Raw genomic sequence first — 12,265 nt, 5'->3', positions numbered from 1 at the left:
GAGCGTGACCCGCGCGCCGGACGCGCACGCCGGGGGAGTGACCGGCGCATCTGCGAAGACCCGCCCCTGCCGCAGACAATAGCTTAGCCATTTGCCGATGAAGGCATTCGCTTGCCACTTATCGACCAGCGCGGGCGCACGATAATCGGCCCGCAGCGGCAGGACGGTCTGACGCAGGTCGATCACCTCGACCTGACGGGCGTCGTGATACACCCTCAAGCGGGCATCCGGATCCGGGAGGACAACCCCTTGGACGGGGAAGAGATAGGTCAGACGAAGGATGGTGGTAAAGCGCGCCTGCTTCTGGACCTCGAGATAGAGATCGACCCCGTCCGAGCAACGCGAGCCGTAGACACCCGAGGGGCGCGCAACCAGATCAGGGACCAAACGGGCGAGGCGCACGAAGTTTTCTTCGCAGAGACTCATCAGCGCGCCGACGTTGGGGCGACCCGACAGGACGCAGGCGGTCGCCCAAGGGTGGCACGCGCGCTGCATATAAACCGGAACCGAGAAAGGTGCGTGACTGTCGAGCTAAGCGTTGCCGGAGGCCTGGGCCTGCTCCGCGATCTGACGCTTGACCTCGACCATGTCGAGCTCCCCGGCCTTGGTCAGGAGATCTCGAAACTGACTCTCCGGAAGGGCGCCGGGCTGCGAGAAGATGATGATCTGCTCGCGAAAGATCATGAGGGTCGGGATCGAGCGGATATGGAAGTGGCCCGCGATCTCTTGTTGTTCTTCGGTGTTGATCTTGGCGAAGACGACATCGGCCAGGTCTTCGGACACCTTCTCGTAGACGGGTGCGAAGGATCGGCACGGGCCGCACCAGGGCGCCCAGAAGTCCACGACGACGAATGCGTTGTCCTGGATCGTTTGTTCGAAATTGGTCCCGTCGAGCTCGATTACGGCCATAAGGATATCCTGCGATGAATTCGGCGATGAAACGTTGGCGGGGATGGTAGCAGAATCCCGGCCCTTCGGCAGTTTCACCGATTCGAAACAGGGATATTACGGAGCCGCGTGAGCCGCTCGGACCGGCACGGCCGGACCCGACACCGGGTGCTGCGCGCCGACGACATGTGCTCGGCGACGCGCGCTCGGAACGGCGTCAGCTTGCGGAGAGCTTCTCGATGATCTCGTCGCGAATCCCCTCGACAGAGCCGATGCCGGTCACCTTGACATATCGGGGCGCGCCGTCGCCGCCCTGCTCGGCCCATGCCGAGTAATAGTTGATCAGCGGCTCGGTCTGATCGTGATAGACGCGCAGGCGTTCCATGACCGTATCCTCGCGGTCGTCGTCGCGCTGGATCAACGGCTCGCCGGTCTCGTCGTCTTTATCGGCCTCCTTCGGCGGGTTGAAGACCACATGGTAGGTCCGGCCCGAGGCCGGATGGACGCGGCGACCCGACATGCGGCGGATGATCTCTTCGTCCGGCACGTCGATCTCGACCACCACGTCGACCCCCACGCCCGCCGCCTTCAAGGCGTCGGCCTGACCGAGGGTGCGCGGGAAACCGTCGAACAGATATCCGCTCTTGCAGTCGTCTTCCGTGATCCTGGCCTTCACCATGCCCATGATGATGTCGTCGGAGACCAAGCCGCCTTCGTCCATGATCTTCTTGGCCGCCTTGCCCAGATCGGTCCCCTGCTTCACATGCGCACGCAGCATGTCGCCGGTGGAGATCTGCGGGATCTTGAAGTGCTCCTTGATGAAGCCGGCCTGCGTGCCTTTTCCCGCGCCCGGGCCGCCCAATAGGATGACGCGCATTTCGCTTTCCCTCAGTGATGTTTTTAAAGGTGCGCCCGAGTGTGCCACAGTCCGATTCGAGACGACCACAGAACAAATCCATCGCAGGATTGGTCGGGCTTATGACCGGGGGTGACTCCGACGATCGCCCCACGCTGTCGCGCCGGCCAAGAGTGGCCGGCGCGGGAAGACAACCTCATGCGGTCGCCGCGGCGACCGTCAACGACCGGCGATCATCATGCCGAGCATCAGCTTATTGAGACGCGCGACGAAGGCTGCCGGATCGTCGAGCTGCCCACCCTCGGCGAGTTGAGCCTGATCGAGCAGGATGAGTGCGAGATCGGCGAAGCGGTCGTCTTGGGTCTCTGACTCCAGGCGTTTAACCAGGGGGTGGTCGAGATTGACCTCCAGGATCGGCTTGCTCTCGGGTGCGCTCTGACCGACGGCCTTGAGCACGCGCGCCAGATTGGCGCTCATGTCGTGCTCGCCGACGACCAAACAGGCCGGGGAGTCGACCAGACGGGTGCTCGGCCGGACCGACTCGATCCGTTCGCCCAGCGTGGACTTGAGCCGATCGAGCAGCCCGCCGTGCTCCGCCGCAGCCTTCTCCTTCGCCTCTTTTTCTTCGGCATCGGCCAACCCGCCGAGATCCAGATCGCCTTTGGCCACCGAGTGCAGCGTCTTGCCTTTGTACTCGGCGAGATGACTGACCAACCACTCGTCGACGCGGTCGGACAACAGCAGCACCTCGATACCCTTCTTGCGGAAGACCTCGAGATGCGGGCTGTGACGCGCAGCGGCCGCGCTGTCGGCAGTGATGTAGTAGATCTTCTCCTGCCCTTCCTTCATCCGCTCCAGGTAGCCGTCGAGCGACTCGCGCTGGGCATCGCCCTCGCCGTGCGTACTGGCGAAGCGCAGCAGACCGGCGATACGCTCCTTGTTTGCGAAGTCCTCGGCCGGACCTTCCTTGAGCACGCGCCCGAACTCGTCCCAGAACTCGGCGTACTTCTCGGGCTCGTCCTTCGCCAAGGTATCCAGAAGCCCGAGGATCCGCTTGGTGTTGGCCTGGCGGATGGTGTCGATCTTGCGGTTGTGCTGCAGGATCTCGCGCGAGACGTTCAAGGGCATGTCGTCCGAGTCGACCACACCTTTGACGAAGCGCAGATAGTGCGGCATCAACTTGTCGGCTTCGTCCATGATGAAGACGCGGCGCACGTAGAGCTTCACGCCATGCTTGGCGTCACGCTCCCAGAGGTCCCAGGGCGCCCGCTTGGGCACGAAGAGCAGCGTCGTGTACTCGTTCGTCCCCTCGACCCGGTTATGGGCATAGGCGAGCGGGACATCGAAGTCGTGCGACACATGCTTGTAGAAGTCGTGATATTCCTCCTCCGTGATCTCCGACTTGTTGCGCATCCACAGCGCGGTGCCACGGTTGACCTGCTCGTACTCGGGCGGTGCATCCTTGGCCTTCTCGGCCTCCTCGCCGTAAAGCTCCTTGCGCATCTCCACCGGCAGGGCGAGATGGTCGGAGAACTTGCCGATGATGCTGCGCAGACGCCAGGCATCCAGGAAATCCTTCTCGTCGTCCTTCAGGTGCAGGATGACATCCGTACCGCGTCCGGGTTTTTCGAGCGTCTCCAGGGTAAAGCTGCCGCGGCCGTCGGACTCCCAACGCACCCCGTGCTCGGCACCCAGCCCGGCGCGACGCGAGATCAGGGTCACCTTGTCGGCTACGATGAAGGCCGAGTAGAAACCAACGCCGAACTGGCCGATCAGCTTGCTGTCTTTGGCCTGATCGCCCGAGAGCGCCTCGACGAATCGGCGCGTGCCGGAGCTGGCGATACTGCCGATGGTGTCGATCACCTCTTGGCGGCTGAGCCCGATCCCGTTGTCCGACACCGTGAGCGTGCCGGCCTCCTTGTCGACCTCGACGCGAATGCGCAGATCGCTCTCGCCTTCGTAGAGCCCGTCATCGCTCAGCGCCTCGAAGCGCAGCTTCTCGGCCGCGTCGGAGGCGTTGGAGACCAGCTCGCGCAGAAAGATCTCTTTGTTCGAGTACAGCGAACGGATGACGAGATCCAGCACCTGGCTGACCTCGGCCTTGAACTCCAGTGTTTCTTTGTGCGCTTCGACTGTCATTGCTTGTAGTACCTCGATCGTTCTTCGATCCAACTGAATTGATGGGAGTATCCCGGCGACGCGTACTGCCGCCCGACAGCCGTCGCGGTGCCCTGGCGGCGCGCATCCGAGCCGATCCGGTATTGTCGCATGGGCTTGCGGGGATACAATGCCGCGCGAGTACGCCTTTCGGGACTGGAACCTGCCTCGCCGACAGAGCCCGCCGACGCCGCTGGCGAGACCCGATCGGAGGCACGCCCTCGCGCCCGCAGCCGGCCAAATAATGACCGGCTCCGGCCATGTCAATACACGTCAAGGGGTTGAAGATGCAACCGCAAGTGATCGCGACAACACCATTCGATGGGCAGCGCCCCGGCACCTCCGGCCTGCGCAAGAAGGTCGATGTGTTCCGGCAGCCGCACTATCTGGAGAACTTCGTTCAGGCGATCTTCGACACCCAGACCGATGTCACGGGCGGGACACTGGTCGTCGGCGGCGACGGACGTTACTACAATCGCGAGGCGATCCAAACCATCCTGCGCATGGCGGCCGCCAACGGGGTCAAACGCGCGCTGGTCGGGCGCGGCGGGATCCTCTCCACACCGGCCGCCTCCTGCGTCATCCGCAAGTACCGCAGCCGCGGTGGCATCATCCTCTCGGCGAGCCACAACCCAGGCGGCCCGGACGGCGACTTCGGCATCAAGTTCAACATCGCGGCGGGCGGACCCGCGCCGGAGTCGGTGACCGACGCCATCTTCGCGCGGACCCAAACCATCCGCGAGTACCGCACCCTCGACTGCCCGGCGACCGATCTGGACACGCTCGGCACGGTCCGCATCGGCGACATGGAGGTCGAGATCATCGATCCGGTGAGCGATTACGCCGAGCTGATGGAGTCGCTCTTCGACTTCAACGCCATCCATCAGTTGTTCAACTCAGGCATCTTCCGCATGCGCTTCGATGCCATGCACGCGGTGACCGGACCCTACGCCAAAGAGATCATCGAGGCGCGCCTAGGCGCGGCACCGGGCACCGTACTGAACGGCGAGGCGCTGGAGGACTTCGGCGGCGGGCACCCGGATCCGAATCTCGCGCATGCCAAAGAGCTGGTGGCCATGACCGAAGGACCGGATGCGCTGGACTTCGGTGCGGCCTCGGACGGCGACGGCGACCGCAACATGATCCTCGGAAAGAAGTGCTTCGTCACCCCGAGCGACAGCCTCGCGGTGCTTGCGGCGAATGCGCACCTGGTGCCCGGCTATCGCGCCGGCATCCGCGGCATCGCGCGCTCCATGCCGACCAGCCAGGCCGCGGATCGCGTGGCCGATCAGTTGGGCGTGGAGTGCTTCGAGACCCCGACCGGCTGGAAGTTTTTCGGCAATCTGCTCGACGCGGGTCGGATTACGCTCTGCGGCGAAGAGAGCTTCGGCACCGGGTCGGATCATGTCCGCGAGAAAGACGGTCTCTGGGCCGTGCTCTTCTGGCTGAACCTATTGGCTGTACGCCAACAGTCGGTCGCCGAGATCCTGGCCGAGCACTGGCGCCGTTTCGGCCGCAACTTCTACACCCGACATGACTACGAGTCGGTCGACGCAACTGCGGCGGAAGGTCTGATGGACCACCTGCGGATCCTCCTGCCGGGCCTGCCCGGCCGGCGGCTCGGCGATCAGACGGTGAGCTACGCGGATGATTTCGCCTACACAGACCCGATCGACGGCAGCCGCTCGGAGCGCCAGGGCATCCGCATCGGCTTCGAGAGCGGCGCACGCGTCGTCTTTCGTCTCTCGGGCACGGGCACCGAGGGCGCGACGCTGCGGATCTATCTCGAATTCTTCGAGCCGGATCCCGAGCGTCATCAACGCGACACCCAAGAGGCGATGCAGCCGCTCATCCTGATCGCGCGCGAGCTCGCTCAGATCGAGGCACGGACCGGGCGCAGCGAGCCGGACGTCGTCACCTAAAGCGCGTCCAGAGCGAGATGCTCATTTTCGAGTGATCTCAACGCTCGGTGCATCCAAAACCCTTAGCGGAGACGCGCTTTAAAATGACCTATTTTTTAGGACCTTAAACCGCGCCGGCTCCAGCGGTCGTCATGTCTGCCGGGGCCGATCCCATCCAAAAACATCGCATACCGCGCGGGGCGCGGTTGAGATCCGACAATCGTCGGAGCTGCCGCGGCCAAACCACTCCAACCCATGACGCAACCTACACCGGGCCGGATTAGAGCGTCTGCGGCGCGGGCTGTCGAATCGGCGTAGAGCGAGGCGTTTCGGCGCTCGACGCGGCCAAACGCTTATCCAAACAGGCATTCAGAATGATCCGCAAGAACCCCTCCGGCGATCTGCCGGTGATCGACGAGTCCGCTTACATCGACAAGACCGCCATCATCTGCGGGAAGGTCATCATCCACGAGAACGTCTTTGTCGGCCCCTACGCCGTCATCCGAGCCGACGAGGTCGATGCGCGGGGGGAGATGGAGCCGGTGGTGATCGGCGCCAACTCCAACATCCAGGACGGCGTGGTCATACACTCGAAGTCCGGCGCGGCGGTCACGATCGGGACCAACACCTCGATCGCGCATCGCTCTATCGTCCACGGCCCGTGCTCCGTCGGAAATCGGGTGTTCATCGGCTTCAACAGCGTGCTCTTCAACTGTCGCGTCGGGGACGGCTGCGTCGTCCGTCACAACGCCGTCGTGGACGGCTGCGACCTCCCGCCCGAGTTCTACGTCCCCTCCACGACGCGCATCGGCCCTTCGACCGATCTGGACTCCATCCGGCGGGTCACGCCTCAAGCGAGCGAGTTCTCGGAGGACGTGATCCGAGCCAATGTCGACTTGGTGCGGGGGTACAAACGCCTCCAGAACGAGTTCTAAATTAAACCTCGGCCTTTTGGGGCTTGAGATGTGGGTAGGCTCCGGTGATGTCGGAGCCCCCTGGATCGCCGGTGAATGCCGAAGTTTAAGTCATTATTTTTCGGTTTTTTATCTCCTGAATCCCGTCGTCTACTGAGGTCTTTAATTGGTACGGCGTCGATAGCGCGTCTCACCTGGCGGATCACTCGCGACGGGATTCAGTTGGATTCAGATCAGGCTCGGCGTCCATGGGGGGAGCACGCCGCGGGTCGACATCCTCCTCGTCTTCGTCCATCAGGATACGCCGACCGTCGCCGTCCAGATCGTCATATTGGCCGGTTCGGGTCGCCCAGAAGAGCACGGCGACCGCAGCGAGTCCGAGGACCAGCATGCCGGGGATCAGGCCGTAGATCACGTCCATCGTCGATCGAACCTCCACTTCATGCCGTTAAACCGCGCCCATTGCGGTATGCGTAACTTGGTCGAATGGATTGGCCGCGCCGGCTCCGATGACCGTCGGAGCTGGCGCGGTTTAAGAGATTAAAAAATAAATAATTGCAAGTTCCTGTTTTACTTTGCGTCCTTTGCGCCTTTGCGGATCAACTGCTCTTTCTGGGTTTAAGCGCCCGCGTCGCGCGGCTTGAAGACCGCACGAATCCGCGCCGAGTTGCCGATGACCGCCAGCGAGCTGAGCGGCATCGAGACGGCGGCGATCAGGGGCGTGATGACGGCGGCCATCGCAAGCGGGACCATGATGAGATTGTAAACCACCGAAATACCGATGTTCTGGCGGATGGTCCGAAGGGTGCGTCGCGACAGTCCGGCCGCCTCCTCGACACGCCCGAGCTCGCTGGACATGAGGACGATATCCGCGCTGGCGATCGAGACATCGGTCCCGCTCCCCATGGCAATGCCGACATCGGCCCGCACCAAGGCAGGCGCGTCGTTCACCCCGTCGCCGACCATGGCGACCCGATGCCCGTCGCGCTGAAGGTCGGCGATCACCCGATCCTTGTCCTCGGGCATTACCTCGGCGATGACCTCGATCCCGCCTCCGAGCTGGGCTGCGATCGCCTCGGCCGTCTCGCGGCGATCGCCGCTCAGGAGTGTCACCCGGATCCCGCGCTCGCGCATCCGCGCAATGACGCGTGCGGCATCGGGACGCAGCGGATCGGCGACGCCGAGCCGCAGCACCTCTTGGCCGGCTCGCGCGCCATGGACAAGACCCGATGTCCCGGCCGACTGCTCCGCCTCGTCTGGCCAAGGCTGCACACCGTTGCGGATCAACCACTCCCGCGAGCCCGCAAGGATCTCCACGCCGTCGACCTGCCCCTTGATCCCGAGTCCGGGCGCAACCTCGACCGCATCCACCGGCGCGGCGATGCGGCCGATCTCTGCACGCTCGCAAAGGTTCAGGATGGCGGCGGCAATCGGATGCTCGGAGAGCCGTTCGAGCGCCTGGAGCGCGCTCAAAATCTCCCGCTCGTCAGCGGTCAGGTCGTGCGGCCAGTCGAGCAAGCGCCAACCACCGGGCGCGCTCGCCAGCCCGGTCACGGTCGGCCGTCCGATGGTCAGTGTCCCGGTCTTGTCGAAGACGAAATGATCGATCGAGGAGAGTCGCTCGAGCACGGCGCCGTTCTTCACCAGGATGCCGCGCGAGGCGGCGAGCCCGGTCGCCACGGCGACCGCCATGGGCGTGGCCATTCCGAAGGCGCAGGGACAGGTGATAATGAGCACGGCCGTCGCCGCCATGACTGCGACCTCGACATCCGTCCGCATCCAAATCAGGAAGGTCAAGGTCGCCAGACCGAGGGTTGCCGCGACGAACCAGGGCACGATCCGGTCGGCAAGCCGCTGAATCGGGGCCTTGCTGGCTTGGGCGTCCTCGACCAGCCGGATGATGCGACCCAGCGCGGTCTCGCGCAGCAACGCACCGATGCGCACCGTCAGGACACCGGCACCGTTGATGGTACCCGCAACCACCTGATCGCCGATCGCCTTGGCGACCGGTCGCGACTCGCCGGTCAGCATGGATTCATCCACCCCGCTGCCGCCCGCGATCACCTCCCCGTCGACGGGGATCCGCTCGCCGGGACGCACCAGCACGCGCTCGCCGAGCTTGAGTGCGCGCACGGGAACAACCGACTCGGTCTTGCCGTCCTCCCCGTCCAGCCGGGTCGCGACTTTCGGCTGCAGATCGAGCAGCCGTTGTGACGAGGCCACCGCCTTGCGGCGCGAGATCGCCTCGAGATAGCGCCCGACCAGGATCACGAAGAGAAAATTGACGACGGTGTCCCAGTAAACATCGCCGATGCGCGAGATGCCGAGCGTGACATAGAGAGAGTAGATGTAGGTGGTCGTCACACCGATGGCGATCGGTAGGTCCATGCTCAGATGGCTCGAGCGCAGACCGGACCAGGCCCCTCGGAAAAAGGGCGCGCCCGAATAGAGGAGCGTGGGTGTGGCGATGGCGAAGCCGAGCCACTGAAAGAGACCGCGGAACTCGCCTTGATCGGCACCGGCATAGAGCGCGATCGAGATCCACATGAGGTTCATCATCGCGAAACCGGCCCAGGCCATGCGGTAGAGCATGGCGCGGTTCTCGCGACCGATCGCACCCTCGGCGGATTCGGGATCGAATGGCGCGGCGGCATAGCCGAGATCGGCGAGTCGGCGCAGGATCCGGGAGAGCTTCAGGCGCCCGTTGTCCCAGCGCACGCGCAGCCGCCGGCCGGTCAGATTGACACGGGCCTCCTCCACCCCCGGCATTGCACAGAGCCCCTTCTCGATCAGCCAGACACAGGCCGCGCAGTGGATGCCTTCGACCAGGAGGTTGATCTCGCGGGACTCGCCGGCGGTGTCGGTGAACTCCTCCTGCACGGCGTCGAGGTCGAAGACGGCAAGATCCTTCGGCGGCTCGGGAGGCGGACCGAAGATCTCGCCCTCGGGGGTGCGCTTGTAGAAACCCTCGAGTCCTGCGGCGAAGATGGCCTCGCAGACCGACTTGCAGCCGATGCAGCAGAAGTCTCGCTCGCGCCCGGCGATGTAGGCGCTCTCCCGCGCGGATTCGGCGACCGGAAGACCGCAGTGAAAGCAGCGCGCTCCGGCCGAAGACGCATCCGATACCGATTCAGCTTCGGAGCTGGAAATCGGAGGCGTTCGGACCTCAGGGGCGAGCGACGTTGACACGCTCGCCGACGCTGAATTCGTCCTCGCCGGTCTTCGCGGCGATCAGGATGTCCCAAACGCCGATCAGCGGAAAGGATGTCTCGACCAAATAACGGCCCTTGGCCTCGCGAATCATCGGCACCGCAAAATCGCGCGACACATCCGACGGTCGATAGGCGTAGAAGGTCGCCTCGTCGACATCGACGGGCTGCCCGGCCCGGTCGACCAGAACCAGGCGAATCGATTCCTCCGCACCGGCCGTCAAGGGCTTTGGAATATCCGCCCGCATCAGCCAACCCGGATCACGCGCCAGGCGCGAAACCATCGTGCGCTCGTAGTCTTGGCCGCGTTCGTAATAGTTCGCGTTGACCAAGCCTGGATTGGTGCGGATCGCGAGAAACACGAAGATCAGATTCACGGCCAGCACCGTGACGATCAGGCCGATCCAGGCCAGAACCCAGGGACTGCGCAGCGCCGGGGTCGGTTTGGAGGGGGATTCAGTGGTGCCGGTCATGGAGCTCATCGCTTTATCTCGTCTTAATCTCTTGTCGCTATTCCCCGGATTGTCCGGTTACCGCCTCGAGAGAGCCGACGCAGGCGTCGGCTCTCGATCGCCCGCATCGGCCTAGCGACGCGGCCCGATGAAGACGCTTTCCCGGTCGGCCTCGACCACGGCACCGGACGGCCTCGCCGCTTCGACGTGAAACTGCACGGGATGCTGTTCGCCGTCGAGCGAACGCTTCGGCACCTTGACGAAGACGACCGCTGGGGTCACCCCGCCCGGCGGTGCCGTGATCGGCTCGTCCGCGCCGACGAGCGTCAAGCCGTCGGGGCCCGTCACGCTGATCCGCACGGAGAGCTCCTCGGGCATCTTGTTGAGGATCTTCAGTGTGTATTTGTTCTGGATGGATCCGTCGCTGAGCCGCACATACAGCGGCGCGCGCTCGTGCAGGACCTTGAGGTCGATCGCCGCCAAGGTGGAGAACCCGTAAAGGATCCCGGCAAGCGCGACACTCATGATCGCCGCGTACACCCAGACACGCGGACGCAGCAAGAGTGTCTTGGTGGGCAATCCTTCAAGCTCGTCGAGCGAGGCATAGCGGATCAGTCCACGCGGACGTCCGACCTTGTCCATGACCTGGTCGCAGGCATCGATGCAGAGCGCACAGGTGATGCAGCCTTCCTGTTGCCCGTTGCGGATATCGACACCGGTCGGGCAGACGGCAACACACTGGTTGCAGTCCACACAGTCGCCGCCCGTGCGCGTCTCGCCCGATTCGCCCCGCTTCACGCGCCCGCGCGGCTCGCCGCGCGCGAGATCGTAGGTCGGCACGATGGTCGTCTTGTCGAGCATGACGCCTTGGATTCGCGCGTAGGGGCAGAGCCAGAAACAGGTCTGCTCGCGCATAAAACCGGCAAGGCCGTAGGTGCCGACGGTGAAGAGCGCCACCGTGATGTAGGCCACGGGACCGGACTCGCCGGCGAAGAAGCTACCCCATAGCGCGGGTGCGTCCGTAAACCAGGCCACGAAGCTGATACCCGTGATGAAGCCGATCAACAGCCAGAGTGCGTGCTTGGTCGCCTTGATCCGAAACTTGCTCAGGGACATGGGCGCCTTGTCGAGCTTGCGGCGCTGCGGCGGACTTCCCTCGAGCTTCTCCTCGATCCAGGTGTAGATGTCGGTCCACACCGTCTGGAAGCAGAAATAGCCGCACCAGACACGCCCGACCAATGCCGTCGCCACGGCGAGCAGGATGGCGAAGAACAGCAACAACAGCGACAGCATCCAGAAGTCTTGAGGAAGGACCGTCGCGCCGAAGATGTGATATTGCCGGTTCGGGATATCGAACAAGACCGCCTGTCGGCCGTCCCAGCGCAAGTAGGGGCCTAGGAAGTAGATCAACCAGACCGACGCGGCCGCCCACTTGAGGGTGCGCCACCGCCCGGCAAGACGTTTGGCGTGAATCGTCTCCCCGCCGGTATTGACATGCCAATGCTCGGCCTCGGCATAGAGGTCGTCGACGGCGGTTTGGGTTGCGACAGGATTCGTGCTCACTGACCATCTCCACGACGGGGTCAAGGTTACGACAGGCGCGCTCGAGCGTTGCTGTGCAGGCGCATCTTGGTGGCGCGCGAGGGGGAGGCGACGCGGGCGTGGTCCGGCCGATCAGACCGGGGGATCAAATCCGGTGGAACGGATCCACCAGAGAGCGACGTCGGCCCACCGAGATCATCCGGTCGAGATCACCCGATCGCCGCATCCATCAATTAACCAGCTTACGCCTCAACATACTTTTTAGCCATGCGTTTTCGCAAGCGCAACCAGTTGATTCAGAAGCTCTTTACGGTACAAAAAAAGGGGGATCTCAGATCCCCCTCGA

General features: G+C 63.9%; 10 protein-coding genes. 2 read left to right on the top strand and 8 right to left on the bottom strand.

Annotated features, from left to right (window positions below):
* The 4 genes from VLR48_RS16040 to htpG form a co-directional block, all read right to left on the bottom strand.
* Positions 1 to 426: DUF1249 domain-containing protein (locus VLR48_RS16040; protein ID WP_325292754.1), on the bottom strand; the 426-nt coding region annotated here is incomplete at its 3' end.
* A gap of 105 nt (positions 427 to 531) precedes the next feature.
* Entirely contained in the window at positions 532 to 909 is a 378-nt protein-coding gene (gene trxA, locus VLR48_RS16035; RefSeq protein WP_325292753.1) for a thioredoxin, read from the bottom strand.
* A 196-nt stretch (positions 910 to 1,105) separates the two neighbouring features.
* A complete protein-coding gene (adk, locus tag VLR48_RS16030) occupies positions 1,106 to 1,765 on the bottom strand; it encodes an adenylate kinase (RefSeq protein ID WP_325292752.1) in 660 nt (219 codons plus the stop codon).
* Positions 1,766 to 1,963: 198 nt separating this feature from the next.
* Positions 1,964 to 3,883 (bottom strand): molecular chaperone HtpG, encoded by a 1,920-nt coding sequence (gene htpG, locus VLR48_RS16025; RefSeq protein ID WP_325292751.1) that lies wholly within the window; start codon positions 3,881 to 3,883, stop codon positions 1,964 to 1,966.
* A gap of 305 nt (positions 3,884 to 4,188) precedes the next feature.
* Between htpG and VLR48_RS16020 the strand changes: the two genes are divergently transcribed.
* The gene (locus VLR48_RS16020) at positions 4,189 to 5,823 is read left to right on the top strand and encodes an alpha-D-glucose phosphate-specific phosphoglucomutase (RefSeq protein WP_325292750.1); all 1,635 of its coding nucleotides are present in this window, start codon (positions 4,189 to 4,191) and stop codon (positions 5,821 to 5,823) included.
* Between the two features lie 353 nt (positions 5,824 to 6,176).
* Complete coding sequence (locus VLR48_RS16015) at positions 6,177 to 6,737, top strand: carbonate dehydratase (RefSeq protein WP_325292749.1); 561 nt, start codon at positions 6,177 to 6,179, stop codon at positions 6,735 to 6,737.
* A gap of 181 nt (positions 6,738 to 6,918) precedes the next feature.
* Here the strand turns inward: VLR48_RS16015 and ccoS are convergent, their stop codons facing one another.
* The 4 genes from ccoS to ccoG all read right to left on the bottom strand — a co-directional run bounded on the left by ccoS (position 6,919) and on the right by ccoG (position 11,940).
* Entirely contained in the window at positions 6,919 to 7,137 is a 219-nt protein-coding gene (ccoS, locus tag VLR48_RS16010; protein WP_325292748.1) for a cbb3-type cytochrome oxidase assembly protein CcoS, read from the bottom strand.
* Positions 7,138 to 7,334: 197 nt separating this feature from the next.
* Positions 7,335 to 9,761, bottom strand: coding sequence for a heavy metal translocating P-type ATPase (locus tag VLR48_RS16005; RefSeq protein ID WP_414718619.1), 2,427 nt, complete (start codon positions 9,759 to 9,761; stop codon positions 7,335 to 7,337).
* 121 nt (positions 9,762 to 9,882) lie between these two features.
* Complete coding sequence (locus VLR48_RS16000; RefSeq protein ID WP_325292747.1) at positions 9,883 to 10,407, bottom strand: FixH family protein; 525 nt, start codon at positions 10,405 to 10,407, stop codon at positions 9,883 to 9,885.
* A gap of 102 nt (positions 10,408 to 10,509) precedes the next feature.
* Positions 10,510 to 11,940, bottom strand: coding sequence for a cytochrome c oxidase accessory protein CcoG (ccoG, locus tag VLR48_RS15995; RefSeq protein WP_325292746.1), 1,431 nt, complete (start codon positions 11,938 to 11,940; stop codon positions 10,510 to 10,512).
* Between the last annotated feature and the right edge of the window lie 325 nt (positions 11,941 to 12,265).

Origin of the sequence: Thiocapsa sp. (genome assembly GCF_035467215.1) — a bacterium.
GTDB lineage: Bacteria > Pseudomonadota > Gammaproteobacteria > Chromatiales > Chromatiaceae > Thiocapsa.
This window is presented reverse-complemented; position numbering and strand designations above follow the sequence as displayed.